The 17,651-nt window shown below is 71.7% G+C and carries 13 protein-coding genes; 4 read left to right on the top strand and 9 right to left on the bottom strand.

The features are described from left to right. Position 1: 1 nt before the first annotated feature. The 9 genes from ACBR40_RS14850 to ACBR40_RS14890 all read right to left on the bottom strand — a co-directional run bounded on the left by ACBR40_RS14850 (position 2) and on the right by ACBR40_RS14890 (position 12,934). Positions 2-442 (bottom strand): thioesterase family protein, encoded by a 441-nt coding sequence (locus ACBR40_RS14850; RefSeq protein ID WP_091088537.1) that lies wholly within the window; start codon positions 440-442, stop codon positions 2-4. Continuing rightward, a complete protein-coding gene (locus tag ACBR40_RS14855; protein ID WP_371249044.1) occupies positions 439-6,018 on the bottom strand; it encodes an SDR family NAD(P)-dependent oxidoreductase in 5,580 nt (1,859 codons plus the stop codon). The genes ACBR40_RS14850 and ACBR40_RS14855 overlap by 4 nt, the downstream gene beginning before the upstream one ends. Before the next feature lie 6 nt (positions 6,019-6,024). Continuing rightward, the gene (locus ACBR40_RS14860) at positions 6,025-6,957 is read right to left on the bottom strand and encodes an enediyne biosynthesis protein UnbU (protein ID WP_091088542.1); all 933 of its coding nucleotides are present in this window, start codon (positions 6,955-6,957) and stop codon (positions 6,025-6,027) included. After that, the gene (locus tag ACBR40_RS14865; protein ID WP_371249045.1) at positions 6,954-8,855 is read right to left on the bottom strand and encodes a CRTAC1 family protein; all 1,902 of its coding nucleotides are present in this window, start codon (positions 8,853-8,855) and stop codon (positions 6,954-6,956) included. Before ACBR40_RS14865 ends, ACBR40_RS14860 begins: the two co-directional genes overlap by 4 nt. Next, a complete protein-coding gene (locus ACBR40_RS14870; RefSeq protein WP_371249046.1) occupies positions 8,852-9,781 on the bottom strand; it encodes a DUF1702 family protein in 930 nt (309 codons plus the stop codon). Before ACBR40_RS14870 ends, ACBR40_RS14865 begins: the two co-directional genes overlap by 4 nt. A gap of 238 nt (positions 9,782-10,019) precedes the next feature. Continuing rightward, positions 10,020-10,481, bottom strand: a complete 462-nt coding sequence (locus ACBR40_RS14875) for an SRPBCC domain-containing protein (protein ID WP_091088549.1) — start codon at positions 10,479-10,481, stop codon at positions 10,020-10,022. A 52-nt stretch (positions 10,482-10,533) separates the two neighbouring features. Beyond that, a complete protein-coding gene (locus ACBR40_RS14880) occupies positions 10,534-10,872 on the bottom strand; it encodes a helix-turn-helix transcriptional regulator (protein ID WP_091088552.1) in 339 nt (112 codons plus the stop codon). A gap of 119 nt (positions 10,873-10,991) precedes the next feature. Further along, a complete protein-coding gene (locus ACBR40_RS14885; RefSeq protein WP_091088554.1) occupies positions 10,992-11,720 on the bottom strand; it encodes a metalloregulator ArsR/SmtB family transcription factor in 729 nt (242 codons plus the stop codon). 44 nt (positions 11,721-11,764) lie between these two features. Next, positions 11,765-12,934, bottom strand: coding sequence for an NAD(P)/FAD-dependent oxidoreductase (locus tag ACBR40_RS14890; RefSeq protein WP_091088990.1), 1,170 nt, complete (start codon positions 12,932-12,934; stop codon positions 11,765-11,767). Between the two features lie 190 nt (positions 12,935-13,124). Between ACBR40_RS14890 and ACBR40_RS14895 the strand changes: the two genes are divergently transcribed. The 4 genes from ACBR40_RS14895 (at position 13,125) to ACBR40_RS14910 (ending at position 17,650) form a co-directional block, all read left to right on the top strand. Then, positions 13,125-13,799, top strand: coding sequence for a metalloregulator ArsR/SmtB family transcription factor (locus tag ACBR40_RS14895; RefSeq protein ID WP_091088557.1), 675 nt, complete (start codon positions 13,125-13,127; stop codon positions 13,797-13,799). 199 nt (positions 13,800-13,998) lie between these two features. Then, a complete protein-coding gene (locus ACBR40_RS14900) occupies positions 13,999-15,318 on the top strand; it encodes a rhodanese-like domain-containing protein (protein WP_371249047.1) in 1,320 nt (439 codons plus the stop codon). Then, positions 15,315-16,541 (top strand): MFS transporter, encoded by a 1,227-nt coding sequence (locus ACBR40_RS14905; RefSeq protein ID WP_371249048.1) that lies wholly within the window; start codon positions 15,315-15,317, stop codon positions 16,539-16,541. Before ACBR40_RS14900 ends, ACBR40_RS14905 begins: the two co-directional genes overlap by 4 nt. Beyond that, positions 16,538-17,650 carry a cysteine desulfurase family protein gene (locus ACBR40_RS14910; RefSeq protein WP_371249049.1) on the top strand — a complete coding sequence of 371 codons (1,113 nt, stop codon included), beginning with the start codon at positions 16,538-16,540 and terminating at the stop codon, positions 17,648-17,650. The genes ACBR40_RS14905 and ACBR40_RS14910 overlap by 4 nt, the downstream gene beginning before the upstream one ends. Position 17,651: the final 1 nt, after the last annotated feature.

A 17,651-nucleotide genomic window follows, 5' to 3' on the forward strand; every position in this document is an offset into this window, starting at 1 on the left:
ATCAGCGCCGGCCTGGGTGGACGGCGTAGGCGTCGAGCGCCCTGAGCAGGTCGTCCGGCACGTCGACGGAGACCAGTTCGCCGTCGACCCGCTTCATGCAGGCGACCGTCTGCGCGCCGCGGGCGACGAGCTGGCCCGGCCCGGTGTTGAGCCGCACGTAGTCGAAGCCCATCGCGATCCGGTTGAACTCGACACCGCGCAGGCTCATCCTGACCGACACGCGGTCGAAGGCCACCAGTTCGGCGAAGAACTCGCACGAGCACGACACCGTCACCAGCGCGAGGTCGGCGGCCAGTCGCTCGATGACGCCCGGCGCGTGCTCGGCCAGGAAGCGCTCACGGCACGCGCCCTGCCAGATCAGGTAGTTGGCGAAGTACACATTGCCGACGAGATTCGTGTCGACGAAAGTCACCGTGTGCTCGTAGGCGAAGGTCCGCCTCATGATCCTCCCTTCACCATGACGGAGACGGCGATCGGCCTGGATTCCCCTTCGACCTGCAGGACGCTGCAGGCGAGCTGCGTGAACCCGCTTCTGAGGAGCAGCCAGCCCTGTTCGTAGGCGCCCTGGACGGTCAGCGGGGCCTGCGACAGGGCGTGGCCGTGCTTGGACAGGCATTCCCTGACCGTCCAGAGGCGGGCGGCGGTGTGCTCGGACGGCTCGCCGGTCAGCTCGGCGATCTGCCTGGCCGCCGCGAGCGCCTGCGGATGGATCTCGATGCCGGGCTCCACCCACTCCCAGTCGCAGGCGAGGGCGGCGGGGCCGGTAACGCGCAGGACCCACCGGTCGAGGTGGCTCCGCCGTACGCCCCGGTCGGTCTCGGAGCCGCGGCCCGCGGTGCGGCCACCGGTCTTGGGGGTGACGCCGACCTGCACGGGGCTGTCCGGCAGCAGCGCCTCGATGCTGCGCTGCAGGTAGGGCCCGACGAGGACGGCGGGCCACGCGGGCGGCTCCAGTGGCCCGATGTCGCGCAGGCACAGGCCGCGCCAGCTCATCACCGGCCATCCGCGCCGGTCGCGGACGATCACGTCGTAGACATGGTCGGTGCCGCGCCTGTGCCGTTCGGCCGCGGAGAGCACGAGCTCGGGTGTCTCGGCGGAGGAGTGCAGGGCGAACGCCTCGCAGGCCACCGGGAGCAGCCGCCGGTTGGGGACGCATGCCTGCAGGACGTGGATGGCCGCGTCGTTGACGGTGGGGTCGCCGAGCACGAGCCGTTCGGCGGGGTCCCATCGCCGGTCGGTGTCGAGGACGGCGACGCACGCCGTGGCCTCCAAGTGCTCGTAGTGCCGCAGGCGCTGGAACAGCGGCCCGTGGAAGAAGGTCGGGCCGTAGAGCTGCCGTCCCCCGTGCAGGGGCTGTTCGGCCCTCGGCCCGCTCGGAACGGTGAGGCCGGGGCCGCCCGGGGTGCGCATGACCCGCGCCGAGAAGTGGTCGACCGCATATCCGGTCTCGTCACTGCGGACGACCACCTCGACGGCGTCCTCTCCCCGGGCCAGGGCGCAGACGCGCAGGGTCCGCCCCTCCTCGGGCACGATCACGGGGCGGTCGAAGGCGCAGTCGGCGAGATGGGCGGGGCGCTCGCCGGTGAGCAGTTCGGCCGTGCGCGCCATCAGTTCCATCGCGACGACGGCGGGCAGGACGCGCAGCCCGTCGATCAGGTGGTCGGCCAGGTAGCCGTCGCGGACCGGGTCGAGGTCGACCTCCGCGACGGCCTCGACGCCGGGGACGAAGACCGGGATCCTGGCGAAACCCGACTCCGGTCCGGGCCCCGGGGCCGACTGGAGCTGAGGCAGCCGGCCGGTGGCCAGCACGTTCCAGGTGCCGGGCGGTCCGCTGAGTGCCTCGTGGAGCAGGTCGAGGCCGCGCTCGACGGGGAGCGGCACGACGCCGGCGCGCATGAGGCCGTCGAGCACGTCGAGCCGCTCGCCCATGCCCGCGCCGGACCAGGCGGTCCAGTCGATGTTGCGCACCACGCAGTCGGGGAGCCGGGCGGCCAGCACGCGGGCGAGCTCGCGCAGGCGGCCGTTGGCGAGCGCGTAGTGGGCCTCGCCCGGAAGGCCGAACCGGCCGATCACCGACCCGTAAGTCACCAGCACGCGCAGGCAGCCGAGGTCGAGGAGGTCGAGCAGGTGACGCAGGGCCTCGTGTTTGGGCGCGCTGTGCCGGGCGTAGTCGTCGTCGCCCAGGTCGAGGAAGCGCCGCGGCTCGTTGATCCCGCTGCTGTGCACGACGACGGTGACCGGTCCCGAGACGGCGGTCGCCCGTGCCAGCGCCGCGCGCAGGGCCGCGCGGTCGGTGACGTCGGCGCGGGCGTAGGCGTGCCGTACCCCGTCGAGCGCCGCCAAGTTGGCGGCGAGCTCCTCGTCGGCGGCGGGGTCGCTCCTGCCGAGCAGCACGAGGAAGGCTCCGGTGGCGCGGCCGAGTGACAGGGCGGTCTGAAAGCCGATGCCCTTGCCACCGCCGGTGACGAGGACGACGTCGTCGGGCCCGATCGGCGAGCCGGCGGCGGGGGTGGGCAAGGGCTCGTAGGAGACGTCGTTCACCTCGCCGGTGGCGACCACGAGTTCGCTGAAGCCCGAGGCGGGGCGGCGCAGGAGCCCCCGTACGGCAGGCGCCGCGCCGGCCCCGGAGACGCCGATCCAGCGCATGGCCTGCCCCGGATGCTCCTGGCAGATGCCGGCGAGGAAGCCGGAGGCGGTGTCACCGTGGTCGACAACGGTGAGTGGACGGTGCAGATCCACGGCGCTCCGCGCGGCGGCGACGAGCCCAGCGACGGCGTCGTCGTCCGGGTCCTCGGGCAGGAAGTACAGCTCGGCCTCGGCCTCGGCCTCGCCCAGGTGGAGCGACGGCTCGATCTCCGCGCGCAGCGGGCCGCCGCCGCCGACCCGCCAGGTGAGGTCGACGGTCTCGCCCGCCACGGCGGCAGGGCTGAGCCGCCTGCGCAGCAGCCGGTGCCAGGGGGCGACGCCGGGGAAGCCCGCGTCGGCGTCGGCGTCCGCCTCGGGCAGCGCCTCGATGTAGGCGATGAGGTCCGTGACCGTCACGTCGGCCAGGACGAGCGGCTCGACCGGGACGGCCCGCCCGCACGAGGCGGCGGCCTGCGCGGCGAGCTGAACCACCCGCAGCGAGTTGAGGTGCAGGTCGCTCAGCAGCCGGTCACCGTCGTCGATTGCCTCGGCCGGGAGTTCCAATGCGACCGCGACGAGATCTCGTACTGCGGACGCCGGATGCCCATGGGTCACGGCGGTTTGGGACTCCTCCTCGGGAAGCTGCCGCGGTACGGCGGGCAGCACCGGCGCCTGCTCGCACGGGCTCTCCAGGAAGACCCGCTCGCGCTGGAGGTCGAAGGGACGATGGAAGCGGCCTTCGAACAGCGGGCGCAGGTCGGTGGCGGCACCGAGCGCGTGCAGGGCGGCGGCCACTCCGCACAACGGCACGTCCGACTCCCCGCCGATCTCCATGGACAGGACGGGCTTGCCGGTCATTTCGCCGGTGAGGCCGGACAGGGTGTGGCCGGGCCCGACCTCTAGGAGCAGGTCGACGGATCCGGCGAGGGACTCGACCGCCTGCCGGTAGAGGACCGGCGCGGTGAGCTGGGCGGTGAGCATGGCCGCGACGTCGTCGCCCGGCTTGAGCGGGGCTCCGGTGATCGTCGAGTGGACGGTGCCTCTCGGCTCCGCGAACGGGACGTCCGCGAGGTGCCCGCGGAACACCGGCTCGGCGGCGGCGAAGGCGGGCGAGTGGAAGGCGTGGCTCACGTCGAGGCGGCGATGCCGGATGCCCGCCTCGTCGCAGCGGCCGGCCAGGCGGTCGAGCTCTTCCAGGGGTCCGGCGACGACCGAGGCGTGCCCGTGGTCGGCGGCCACCACGAGGCTCGTGCCGGTGACCAGCGCGCTCGCGGCCTCGTGCGAGGCGAGCAGGGAGAGCATGCCGGTGCCGGGCGCGCCGTACTCGGACATGATGCGGCCACGGGCGGAGGCGAGGTCCACGGCGGCGTCGTGGCCGAGCACCCCCGCCCAGGCGAGCGCGGCGATCTCACCGAGGCTGTGCCCGGCGGCGCCACCGGCGACGACCCCGAGCGCGTCGAGCCAGCGCAGCCCGGCGAGAGCAGCGGCAACGATCAGCGGCTGCGCCACCGCCGTATCCGGCACCCGAGCGGCAGGATCGGGAAGCTCGGCCATGAGAACGGCGAGCTGCCCGGAATGGGCGGCGCCCTGGCCGGGGACGCGGGGGACCCGGCTTGGCAGGGGCGCGCCCTGGCCGGGGAAGAGCAGGCCCACGCGGCCGGGGGTGCCGATGCCGAGGGCGATGCCGGAGGCGATGCGGAAGTCGACCCGTTCGTCGCCCGCCAGCAGCCGTCCTGCTGTCGCCGCGCGGCGCGCGAGCTGGCCCGCGTCGGCGGCCACGAGGGCGACGCGGAAGCGCCTGAACGGTCCCGCCGCACGCTCGGCCAGCTCAGCGGCGAGGTCGGCGTGCTCGGCAAAGGAGATCTGCCCGGCCAGCCGCTCGATCCGCGCCAGCTCGGCGGCCAGCTCGTCGCGGTCGTCGGAGGCGAACACGAACACCTCGGCGTCAGGCGCCGGAGCCGCGAGCACCCGTTCCACGGCGGTGAGGCTCCGTCGCCTTCTGGGCGCGGCGCTCTCCAGCGTGAGGTGGGTGTTGATCCCGCCGAACCCCATGGCGCTGACCCCGGCCCGCAACGGCTGGTCTTCGGGCCAGGGCTCGGCGGTGCGCACGATCCGCAGCGGCGCGCCGGGCTCGCCGAGCAGACCGTGCGGCGTGTCGCAGCCGGTCGTCGGCGGGATCACCTGCCGCTGGAGCGCCAGGACGGCCTTGAGCAGCCCGGCCACTCCGGCGGCAGCTTTGGTGTGGCCGATGTTGGCCTTGATCGACCCCAGCGCGGCGGGGCCCGTGGTACGCCTGCCGCGCTGGGCCTCGATCAGCGCGGCAATCTCGACGGCGTCGCCGACGGCGGTCCCGGTGCCGTGGCCCTCGAAGCAGGCGACGGTCTCCGCGCCGTAACCGGCCTGCTCGTAGGCCCGCCGTATCGCCAGGAGCTGGCCCGCGCGCTCGGGCCTGGTGATGCCGCCCATGCCGTCCGACGACACGCCCCAGCCGTTGATCAGCGCGAGCGGGTGGCGGCCCGAGGCGAGCGCGTCGTCGGCCCGCATCAGGATGACCATCCCGCAGCCCTCTCCCGGCCAGAAGCCTGTGGGGTCGGCGTCGTAGACGCGCATCGCGTCACGGGCGAGCGCGCCGGTGCGGGCGAAGCCGACGAGCTCGAAGGGGTCGAGGCTCAGGTCGACTCCACCGGCGACCGCGACATCGATCTCCCCCGCCCGCAGCGCGCGGGCCGCGGTGACCACCGCGAGCAGCGAGGAGGAGCAGGCGCCGTCGACGGTGTAGCCGCCGCCGTGGAAGTCGTAGTGGTTGCAGATGCGCCCGGCGATGGTGTTGGCGAGGCCGCCCGCCAGGCTCTCGTCGTTCGGCTCTGGAAAGGGCGCTTTGAAAGCCCGCTCGAACGCGGCCACGAACGCGGCCTGCCGTTCCGCCTCCCACCCCTCCTCCCCCAGCGCCTGCTGGAGCAGCCTGCGGACGTACGGCCAGCGCAGCCGGAGCCCGCCCGCCCTGGCGAACTCGCCGTTCATGGTGTTGCCGATGACGACGCCGACCCGGTCGCGGTCGAGTCCCTTGCCGTCGGCGAACCCCGCCGAGGCGAGTGCGTCGGCCGCGACCTCCAGCGCCAGCCAGTGGGCGGTGTCGGTGACGCGGTGTACGGGGCCAGGAACCCTGAACCTGGCCCGGTCGAACGCCCAGCCTTCTAGGACGGCGGCGTGGCGCGCGTAGGTGCTGTCGGTCTCCGGCACGGACGGAGCGCGGTAGTCGTCGAGGTTGAGCCGCCCCGGAGGCAGCGGCCTGAAGGCGCGTCGCCCGGACATCACCAGTTCCCACAGGCGGTCGAGGTCATCCGCGTCCGGATACCGGCACGAGGCGCCCACGATGGCGATGGGGTGGAGCATGGTGGATCACGTCCTGTTCGCGGCGAGCGGTCCGCCGCTCAGCGCGGGCTCGGGCTCGGAGGCGGTGGTCTGCCGCTGCTGCCGCAGCGAGAGCGTGGCCAGGGCCACGCCGCGGACGGCGCAGACGATGACCAGGGCGAAGAACAATCCGAAGGAGATGTGCAGGTGGACCAGGAGGCCGTAGGTGGCCGCGGCGGCGACGCCGAAGAGCACCTGGCGTCCCGGCTTCATCGGTGTCGTCCCCGGGTCGGTGATCATGTAGTTGGTGAAGAGGATGAAGGCGGTTCCGGTCATGACGGTGAGGGCGGTGACCGTGGCCGTGCCGTCGATCGCGGTGCGGATCACCGCCTGCGCCGCGAACGCGCCGGCCCAGCCGAGGATGAGCGGCACCTTCTTGGTCAGCATCGCATTGAGCATCGTCCCCGAGGCGAGGATGACGAGGGGCAGCCCCCAGTCGACCGGCCCGCTCACCCACTCGGTGAAGTGGTACGGCGGGGCGATCCCCACCCAGGGGAAGGCCAGCAGGACGACGACGATCCCGAAGTTCGACGGGTTGAGCACGTGCTTGTAAGCGCCGCGCAGCCGCACCCTGATGAGGTACTTGCTGGCGATCGCCACGACGACCGCGAACATCACGGGCACGAGCCGGTCGTTGGCGTAGAGGAGCATCGCGCAGGCCAGGCCGCTGATGTGCGCGGGCAGGAGGAAGTCGACGAGGCCGCGGAACCCGCCGCCCGCGTACTTGACCGGCCGGCCCGTGGCGGTCGCGTCGATCTTCTCCAGCGCCAGTTCGGCGAGGTAGGCGACGGCGAGGGCGGCGATCGGGGTGGCGAAGGCCTGCTCGAACCCGAGGACGGTGTGTCCGAGGATGTTGAACGCGGTGATGGAGACGGCGAACCTGCGCAGGGCGCTGGTGCGCGGGTCGGGCTTGCCTGTCATCGGGTGATCTCCCGTGCTGATCCGTCGGAGTTGAGCTGCAGGGTGTACCAGCCGGGCGCGAGCCGCACGTCGGCGCTGCGCTGCTTGCCGCAGGTGTCGCGCCAGCGCACGGTGATCTCGGCGGTCGTGCTGCCGGCCGCCAGGCTCAGCAGGACTTCCGGTGCGGAGACGCCGGCGTGGCCGCCCGCCGGGTAGAGCTGGGTGGTGGCGAGCCCGGCCGCGCCGGAGCGCACCTGGACGCTCGCACCGATGGCGGGCGTGGTGGCCGTGGACGGGGCGGCGCACGAGCCCGCCGGCCGTACGAGGGCGAGACCCAGGTACGGGCGGTCGGCGGCCCGAGTGTTGTGGAAGTAGGCGGACTGCCGCCACTGGTTGGCGACGGCGAAGTCGAGGCGGCCGTCGCGGTCGGTGTCGCCGAGGGCGAAGCCGCGGCTGGGTCCGCGTTCGTCGACGCCGAGCTCTGCGGACAGGTCGGTATGGCGTCCGCCGGGTCCCTGGACGAAGAAGCGGTTGGGGTTGTCCCCCGACAGGTCGTCGGTCCGGCCGAAGCGGGGCCACATCGACGGGTTCCAGAGGAGCTCGTCGTTGGTCATGGCAAGTTCCTGCAGTTCGGGCCAGCGGTTGGTCTCGCCCTTGATGAAGCCGGTGGCCTGGAGGATCTGGGTGCGGCCGTCGCCCGCGAAGTCGCCGATCTTCATGTCCCAGCCCCAGCCGGATCTGGAGATCCCCATGGGCTCGCTGCGATCGTCGTAGCGCGCGGTGGCGCCGTCGAAGACCGCGCGGCCGCGGCTGATCCAGGCGAAGTTGCTCTCGTGGAGCGCGAAGTTCTCGGTGATGTTGCTGACGACCATGTCGGGGGCGCCGTCGTGGTTGAGGTCGGAGAAGGCGATGCCCATGCCCTTGAAGGAGTCGCGGCCGAGTGTCTTCGACTTGGGCGTGTCGAAGTGGCGGACGCCTTCGACGATCTGGAAGCGCGGCTTGCCCGCGGTCGAGAGGTTGCGCAGCAGCCGGTCGGGGCCGAAGTCGTTGGCGACGTACAGCTCTGGAAGGCCGTCTCCGTCGAGGTCCTGGGCGCCGAGTGCGAGGGTCCAGCCGTCGGCCATGTCGGGGGTGAAGGCGGAGGCGGCGTCGCCGTACCGGGTGCCGGGGGCGGTGCCGCCGCGCCACAGCAGGAGCCGGTTCTTGCCGCCGTTGTAGGCGGCCGACATGGAGTCCTGCATCTGGAGCTCGTCCTGGATCGCGGTAGGGTCGAGGACCCTGGCCCGGTCGGGGAAGTAGTTGCCGAGCGCGATGTCGGTGTGGCCGTCGCCGTCGAAGTCCCCGAGGGTGACGGCGTTGGTGTTCCAGACCTGGTACGGCTGGACGAGCTCCTCGACGGCGAAGGACGACGCCGCGAGCTCCGGCCCCTGCCTGAGGTAGAGCACCGGTGAGCGGCCCCAGAAGTAGACGAGCAGGTCCTGGCGGCCGTCCTCGTCGTAGTCCCCCGGCACGCAGCCCATAGGGGCCATGGTCCTGTCGTACGGCAGGCCGCCCGGCCGCAGCTCGAAGCCGGAGAAGCGCTCCCCCGTGCCCGGGACGGCCATGAGCCGCACCGACTCGTCGCGCGGGTCGACCAGGCACAGGTCGTCGGCGCGGCCGTTGGCGTCGAGGTCGGCCAGCGCCACGGCGGCGCCGAGCGAGGAGATCCAGTGGTCGATCTTCCGGTAGACGGGGGCGACCTCCCGGATGGAGCGCGTGGTGACATCGGTGTTGAGCGGGCTGCGCTGGAAGGAGAACTCCTTTGCGAGCGCCGACGCGGTGGCGGAGGAGACCTCGGGGAGCCGGCTGAGCTGCCAGCCGACGACGACGAGCGCGAGGGCCACGAGCTGGGCCACGCGGGAGCGGAGACGTCTGGTCATCGTGCGACACCTCCCGGGTGAAGGGACCAGGAACGGCGGATCTGCTCGCGCCAGCGCTCGTAGATGGCCGGGGTGTCCGGTTTGTCCGCGAGTTTCGCGAGCGCGTCATCGGTCCAGGCGGCGGCCTGCGCGACGGTGGCTCCGGTCAGGTGGGTCACCGCGTCGGCGCAGCTCTGCGGGACATGACCGGACAGGTGACGGGCTTTGGCGGCGAAGGCGGCGCCCTGGGCCAGGTGGGGCCGGTGGTGTCCGCAAGCCTGGACCAGCCGTTCCAAGCCTGCAGACGACTGCGCGCCCGTGTAGCAGGCGGCAAGCCCGATGCCTGCCCACAGATCGGCGCGGCGGGAGGAGGCGAAGCCGTCGATCACCTCGCTGACGCGGGCGGGGTCGGCGCCGGCGTAGAACCACAGCGCCCGGCCGACGCCCTGGTCGCGAATCGGCCGGGCCGCCGTGCGGGCGGCACGTTCCACCGCTCCGTGGAAGACGGCGCCGGGACGGAAGAACGCCTCGTGGAAGCCCCAGCCGTCCCAGGCGAGCCAGCGCAGGATCCGGGTGTGCGCGCGTACGCCGGTCCAGGGGGTCAGGCGCAGGCGGGCGTAGGCCCAGCCGACGCCGACGTGGATGAGGTGCGTGTAGCGGTCATCGGTGCAACGGTGCAGACGCGCCACCCGCCGTCCGCCGCTGAGGGTGAGGAGGTCGAGGAGGGCGGAGCTCATCGCGGCGCCTTCGACGGCGAAGCCGTACAAGACGGGGTCGGTGTCGGCGGGGCTGAGCCGTTCCGGGCCGCCCTGGACCACCGCGTTGTACCCGGTGGCGAAGGCGCGCACGACCGCTTCGAGCTTCGGGCGCACGTCCGCCGCCCCCTGGTGGAAGCCCCGCTTGGCCATGTCGAGATCGCCCGGGCCGAGAAGCAGGGGACGCCGCATCCATGAACCGATAGTCCGCATCTGCAGGTGCCTCTTTTACGCGAGAAAGAGCGTTACAAAGGGCACCAAACAACAGCGTTCAAAAGGTGTCAACCGGCGTTTTCCTCGGAATGGCAGCCATCCAGGGGATACCAATCCTGAAAGGATCTTTTGAATAATGCGCCGTGACGGCCGCATTACCATGCGCACAAAAGGCTCCGCCCCCGGCAGTTCTGCCGGGGGCGGAGCCGAGGTCACGTCAGGCGCGCAGCGCGGCCTCCAACCTGCCCAGGATGAGCGGCCAGCCGCTCCGATGGGCCAGGTAGGCGTCGCTCAGCAGGGGGGCGAGGTTCTCCCAGCCCCGATGCGTCATCTCGACACGCGTCAGCGCCGGGCCGAGCTCCTTGAAGAGCAGTTCGACCTCGGTGAAGACCGGGCCTTCTATGACCTCCCACGTGAAGACGACCAGGCGGGGCGGTTCCCAGGTGAGGATATGGCCCCAGTCGTTTTCCCTGCCGTCGTCGAGCACTTCATAGATCCGGCCGCCCACCCATTCTTCCAGGCAAACGTCCCGCACCTTTCCCGGCTCCATCGAAAACGAGTCGATCGGCCACCAGGTGGCGAGCTTCTTGGTGAAAGTTCCGAAAGTGCGACTTTGATCGGCTTCAACAATGACCGCGTGCCGGATGGGTTCAATTCCGGCCTCAATGGGGGTATTCATCGACGTGATCCCTGCAGGCGGCGAAATTACCTCACCAAGTGTGCCAGATCGGTCACCCGGCCGCCTTCTCATCGCGTGTTCCCGCCTCGTCGCCCTCGATGGACGCACGGACCCTGGTCATGCTCTCCTGCCACAGCGACTCGACGACCTCGCGAAGCTGCTGCAGGGCGTCTTCGCTGGCCCGATAGATTCGTTTGGTGCCGTCGCGGCGCTCGATGATCAGACCGGCGTCCTTGAGCACCTGGAGATGCTGGGAGACGGCCGACCTCGTCACCTCGAAGTGCTCCGCGATCCGGCCGGCGGGGAGCTCCTCCGCGGCGACGAGGCGCAGGATCGCACGCCGCCGGGGCTCGGCGATCGCCCGCAGCACCTCGTCAACGTCTCCGCTCATGGCGCTCATCCTAGTTAGCGGCGCGCCCGGTCAAGGCCTGAGCGCCGCAGATCGCGATATGGGGAGCGTATGCGCGCCTTGCGTAAGCGTCAACTGTCGGAAGCCGCGGTGATCGCGTCCTACCTGGCCGCGCGCACGAGTTCCTCCCTGTGTTCGGCGTGACGCACCGGACGCGGCCTCCTGATCGGCGGTCTCCCGGCCTCGCAGGGCAGCCGTTGGAGGCGCCACTCCAGCATGCCCTCTTCCAGCGGCCGCGCGCACCTGCCGTGCGAGCGCAGCAGCCACACGGCCTCCATCGCGAGCAGGCAGTGAGAGCTGCGGCAGTAGGTGACCACCTCGACCCCGACCGGGATCTCGGCCATCCGTTCGCGCAGGTCCTCCAAGGGGATCGACACAGCGCCGGGGATGTGCGCCGTGCCGTACTCGACGACCGGCCGCACGTCGATCAGCATCGTCCGGCCGTCGCCCCTGCGACGCAGGAGTTCCTCTCTGGTCATCACCGCCTCGGGGGTGTCCATGAGCGACCAGGCGCGCACCGTGTCCGGTTCGAGGGCGCGCTTCTTGGACACTCTGCGCAGGTTCGCGTAGAGCAGCGCCACGTCCTCACCCGCCAGCCGGTAGAAGATCCGGGTGCCTTCCCTCCTGCTGCACACCAGGCCCGCGTCGCGTAACACCTTGAGCTGGGCGGAGGTGTTGCCGATGGGCATCTTCGCGGTGCCGGCCAGGTCGTCGACACTGCGTTCCGCCTGGGAGAGCAGGTCGAGCAGGTGGAGCCGCGCGGGGTTGGCCATCGCCTTGGCCACCCGGGCGAATTCGGCCAGAACTGCGTTCGCGCTGTCAGCGGACATCCGGGCTGTGCCTTCCTTCTCCGTACTTGTCCGTCACCATTCCGTCACCGTTCGTTCCAGCGCTTGAGCCAGACGGCCTCCTGGGCGGCCTTCTCGTCATGAAAGGCCAGGGAGGGTTCGTGGAGCGTGACCGTGGGAGCGGGCTCGTCGAAGAAGCGTCCCTCTCCCTTCGCCGACATCCGGCCGCCGACCTCGATGTAGCAGGAGCCGAGCCCGTCGAACCACGGCTCGGGCGCGGGAAGCCCGAGGTGGCGCAGCACGCCGTGTGCCACGACGTCGGCGGCGCCCTCGGCGAAGACGGCGGCCTTGGGCAGCGGCTTGCCGTTGGGGAGTGTCAGCAGCGTCACGTCGCCGATGGCCCACACGCCGGGAGCGGAGGTCGCCAGCGTTCTCCTGTCGACCGCGATCCAGCCGGACGGGCCGAGCCCGGCGGCACGCACCGCCGCGGGAGGACGGTGCGGAGGCACCACGGCGACCAGGTCGAACCGCTCACGGCCGCCGTCGGCGAAGACGATCTCGCCGGTAGACCCGTCGAACGCCTCGGTGACCCGCCCACCGTGGAAGCCGATGCCGTAGGCCGTCAGCATGCCGACCAGGGCCTCACCGATCGCGGGGCCCGCGACCGGCATGGGGAGCGGGTCGGGGGTGTAGGCGTCCACGCGGACGCGTTCACGTGCTCCGGTCTCGCCGAGCAGGTCGGCCAGCAGCAGCGCTCCCTCGAAGGGCGCGGCGGGGCACTTGAACGGCGTCCCGGCGACGACGACGCCGAGCCGTCCCTCTCCGAGCTTGCGCGCCCGCTCGCCCAGGGCTGCCGCGCCATGGAGGGTGAAAAACTCTCCCGCCCACGCCCCGTCGAGCGCCTCCTCCAGTCCGGGCGTAGCCGACGGAGCGAGCTCCGCGCCCAGGGCGATCACCAGCGCGTCCCCGGCGAACTCTTCTTCGGTGGTGACCACACGTTTCCGTTCGGGGTCGACGAGCTTGACCGTGGCCTTCACCAGGTCCACTCCCGGCAGGACCGCAGGGGCGGGCCGGTAGACCACCTCGTCAGGAGTCCGCCAGCCGCGGAGGACCCACAGCAGCGACAGGCCGAGCACGCCCTCGAACCGCTCGTCGATGAGGATGATCCTGTCCTGTTCTGGCAGGGACTCGCGGAGCTTTGCGGCGACGCTCAGGCCGCCGACTCCGGCTCCCAGAATGATCACGGTCTTGGCCATGGGCAGCACTCCCGTCAGCTCGGACACCTGCCTCGCGAGTCAGGCGCTCGTGAGGCCCAGACATGGCGCGCCTGGTCGGCACGCTGTTCGCTCAGTTCCACAGGAAGATCAGCACGGGCGAAGACAGAAGGGGCCTAGGACGCTACAATCCTCCACAGATCCATTATTCCATTGCTCCATGGAGGAGTATATGGCCAGAAATCCTGTCAGAAAAGCCTCCCTTTTCGACCAGATTGCCCGAGTAGGGAAGGCTCTCGGTCACGGCAAGCGCCTGGAGCTGGTTGACCTGCTGGCTCAGGGCGAGCGCAGCGTCGAACAACTGTCGCAAGCGGCCGGACTTGGACTGACGAGCACCTCGGCCCACCTCCAGACCCTCAAGCACGGCGGGCTCGTGGTCACCCGGCGGGACGGCACCAGGGTTCTCTACCGCCTGGCCGGTCGAGACGTCATCGAGCTCTACGCCCGCCTGCGCAACGTCGCCACCGGGCACCTGGCCGACGTCCAGGCGGCCGTCGCCGCCTACCTCGGCGAGCACACCGAAGAGGTCACCCGCGAGGAGCTCCTCGAACGCGTCGCCGCCGGGCAGGTCGTCACCATCCTGGACGTGCGCCCCCAGGAGGAGTACGACGCCGGACACATCCCCGGCGCCGTCTGCATCCCGATCGACGAACTCCCCGACCGCCTCGGCGAACTCCCTCCGGGCCGCGAGGTCGTGGCTTACTGCAGAGGGGCCTACTGCGTCTTCGCGCCTGAGGCCGTCAGGATGCTCAAGCACGACGGAATCCCAGCCAAGCGCCTGGCCGACGGCATGCTCGAGTGGTACGTCGACGGACTGCCCGTGGAAGGCGGCCAAGAAGGGCAGTAGCGTCAGCGGTTACAGCGAGGCCATCCCTGGTGGCGAGGCGAATCGCCAGGCCCGGCAGAACGGAGTCCGGCCACCAGCGCCTCGGCGGACGCCCGCGACGCCGTCCACCATGGTTCCCCGTTCCTTGCTGGAGGCCGGCCAGCCGATGCCTCTTGTATTCCATAAATTTATGGAATATTGTACTTAGGTGCAGAGCGACATGATCATCACCCTCCCGGATGAAGGGCTCGGCAACAGCTCCTACCTCGTCGACCTCGGCAACGGGCGGGCTCTGGCTGTCGACGCCACCCGCGACCTGCGGGCGCTGCGCGCTCAGGCGCACCGGCGCGGCCTGCGGGTCGTGTTCGCGGCCGACACCCACCTGCACGCCGACTTCCTGTCCGGTTCGCTCCAGCTCGCGCACGACGAGGGGGCCCGCGTCCTCGCCTCCGCCGCAGGAGAGCGGCTCTTCGACCACCAAGGGCTGCACGACGGCGACGAGATCGACCTCGGCGGGCTTACGCTGCGCGCCTGGGCCACTCCCGGTCACACCGGCGAACACCTGGCCTTCCTCCTGCTGGAAGGCGCGAAGGTGCTGGGCGTGTTCACCGGCGGATCGCTGATCGTCGGCGGCGCCGCCCGCACCGACCTCTTCGGAGCCGACCGGACGGAACCGCTGGCCCGCGCCCAGTACGCCTCACTGCGCCGCCTGGCCGCCCTGCCGGACGCGACCCCGGTCTTGCCCACGCATGGGGCCGGCTCGTTCTGCCTGGCCGGGGCCCGAGCCGAACGGGTGTCCACCATCGGCGCGGAGAAGGCGGCCAACCCGCTCCTTCAGGCCCCCGACGAGGAGTCCTTCGTCAAGGAACTGCTCGCCGGGCTCGGCAGCTGCCCGCCGTACTTCCTGCGGCTGGCCGAGGCCAACCGGCGCGGCCCGGCCCCGCTCGCCGCCCCCGGGCTCACCCCGCTCACCGCCGCGCGGACCAGATCTCTGCTGGACGGCGGAGCCGTCGTGGTCGACGTACGGCCCAAAGAGGAGTTCGCGCGCGGCCACATCCCCGGCGCGCTGTCGATCCCGTTGCGCGGCCAGTTCGCCACCTGGCTCGGCTGGCTGGTCGACGCGGCGACGCCGTATGTCATCGTGCGCGATCCCGGCCAGGACGCCGCCGAGATCCTCTGGCAGGCGCTCAAGATCGGCCAGGAAAAGCTCGCCGGTGAGCTCGCCGAGGCGTGGGACGGCCCTCTGGCGAGCATTCCGCTGGTCGCTCCCGGCGCGGCGCGCGGCAGGATCCTTGACGTCCGGCAGGCGGGCGAGTTCGGCTCCGGCCACCTACCCGGCGCGCTGAACATCGAGCTCGGCGCGCTCGCCGAGCCGATGCTGTCCGACGAGCCGACCGTCGTCATGTGCGGGCACGGCGAGCGGGCTATGACGGGCGCGAGCCTGCTCGCCCGCGCCGGGCACCGGCAGGTCGGCGTGCTCGACGGAGGTCCCGCCGACTGGAGCGCCGCCACCGGCCGCGCCCTGGAAGCCGGGCGATGACCCAGACGCCGCGGCTGGGCCTGCGCGCCAACCTCGCTCAGTTCACGCTGCTCGTCGCCGTCAACGCCCTGGTCGGCGGCATGCTCGGCCAGGAGCGGGTGACGCTGCCACTGCTGGCCGAGCAAGCGTTCGGCCTGACCGCCGCGACCGGCACGCTGACCTTCATCCTGACGTTCGGCCTGGTCAAGGCGGCCACCAACTTCTTCGCCGGAACGCTGTCCGACCGCTACGGACGCAAGCCCGTGCTCATTGCGGGGTGGCTGGCAGGGCTGCCTGTCCCGCTCCTGCTCATCTGGGCGCCGAACTGGGGCTGGGTCATCGCCGCCAACGTGCTGCTCGGCGTCAACCAGGGGCTGACCTGGTCCACCACGGTCATCATGAAGATCGACCTGGCCGGCCCCGAACGCCGCGGCCTGGCCATGGGGCTCAACGAGGCCGCAGGCTACCTCGCCGTCGCGCTCACCACCGTCGCCACCGGCTACCTGGCTGAGAGGTACGGCCTGCGCCCGGCCCCGTTCCTGCTCGGAGCCGCGTACGCCGCACTCGGACTCGGGCTGTCCGCGGCGGTCGTGAAGGAGACGCACGACCACGCCCGGCTCGAAGCCGGATCGACGGTCAACCTGTCCAGCACCCGGCAGATCTTCCTGCTGACCAGCTTCAAGGACCGCACCCTGTCGTCGGTCAGCCAGGCCGGGATGGTCAACAACCTCAACGACGGGCTCGCCTGGGGGCTGCTGCCGATCATGTTCGTGACGCGCGGGCTGCCGCTCGGGCAGATCGGCTTCCTGTCCGCCCTGTACCTCGCCGTCTGGGGCCTCGGCCAGCTCGCCACCGGGGCTCTGTCGGATCGGTGGGGGCGCAAGGGGCTGATCGTCTGGGGCATGCTCGCTCAAGGCCTGGCCCTCGCGGTCATTGCCTTCGCGGGCGGCTTCCTCTGGTGGGCCGCCGCGCTCGCCCTGCTGGGAGCCGGAACGGCGATGGTCTACCCCACACTGCTGGCCGCCATCGGCGACGTCGCCCACCCCTCCTGGCGCGCCCGCGCGGTCGGCGTCTACCGGCTGTGGCGCGACAGCGGCTTCGCGGTCGGGGCGCTCGTCGCCGGGGTGGTCGCCGACCTGTTCGGCATCCCCCAGGCCATCTGGACGGTCGCGGCCCTCACCGCCGCCTCCGGACTGATCGTGGCCCTGCGCATGGACGAGACACATCGGAGAAGAAGCGCGTGACGCCCGTCTACCTCGACCACAACGCCACCACACCCGTCGACCCGCGCGTGCTGGAGGCAGCTCTGCCGTACCTCGGCGAGCACTTCGGGAACCCGTCCAGCACGCACGCGTACGGCAGGCGCCCGCGCGAGGCGGTGGCCGCCGGCCGCGCGCAGGTCGCCGCGCTGATCGGCGCCGAGCCCGAGGAGATCGTCTTCACCGGCGGCGGCTCGGAGGCCGACACCCTCGCCGTGCGCGGGCTCGTGCCCGGCGGCGGTCAGGTGGTGACGCAGCCGACGGAGCATCCCGCGATCCTGGAGGCCTGCCGAGGCTATGACGTGGTGTCACTGCCGGTGGACGGGCTCGGGCGCGTCGCGCCCTCCGCCCTCGACGCGGCGCTCACCGACCGCACGGCGCTGGTGTCGATCGCGCACGCCAACAGCGAGACCGGCACCCTCCAGCCGATAGCTGACCTGGCCGCCGCCGCGCGGCGGCGCGGCGTGCCCTTCCACACCGACGCCGCGCAGACGGTGGGCAAGGTTCCGGTGGACGTGCGCCGGCTCGGCGTCGACCTGCTGACGGTCGTCGGCCACAAGTTCTACGCGCCCAAGGGCGTCGGCGCGCTCTACGTACGGTCCGGCCTGCGGTTGCGCCCGCTCGTCGTCGGCGGCGGCCAAGAGGGCGGCCTGCGCGCGGGCACCGAGAACGTCGCCTTCATCGCGGCGCTCGGCATGGCCGCGGAGATCGCCCGTACGGAGCTGGCCGCCGACATGGCCAGGCTGGCGGAGCTGCGCGACCTGCTCCACCGCGAGCTCGACGCGCTCGTGCCCGGCGGGGTGCTGCTCAACGGCGATCCTGCGCACCGACTGCCCGGCACGCTCAACGTCAGCTTTCCCGGCGTCAGGTCGCGCGAGCTGCTCGCCGCGATCCCGGAGCTCGCCGCCTCCACGGGTTCGGCCTGTCACGAGGGCGTCGACGCGCCGTCGGCAGTGCTGACCGCGATGGGCCTGCCGGACGAGCGGGCGCGCTCGGCGGTGCGGCTGTCACTCGGCCGCTCGACGACCGAGGCGGACGTACGGCATGCGGCCCGTCTGCTGGCTACCCAGGTCGCGGCGATGCGGAGACCCTGAT

Source organism: Nonomuraea sp. AD125B, from assembly GCF_041402765.1.
Classification (GTDB): Bacteria; Actinomycetota; Actinomycetes; order Streptosporangiales; family Streptosporangiaceae; genus Nonomuraea; species Nonomuraea bangladeshensis.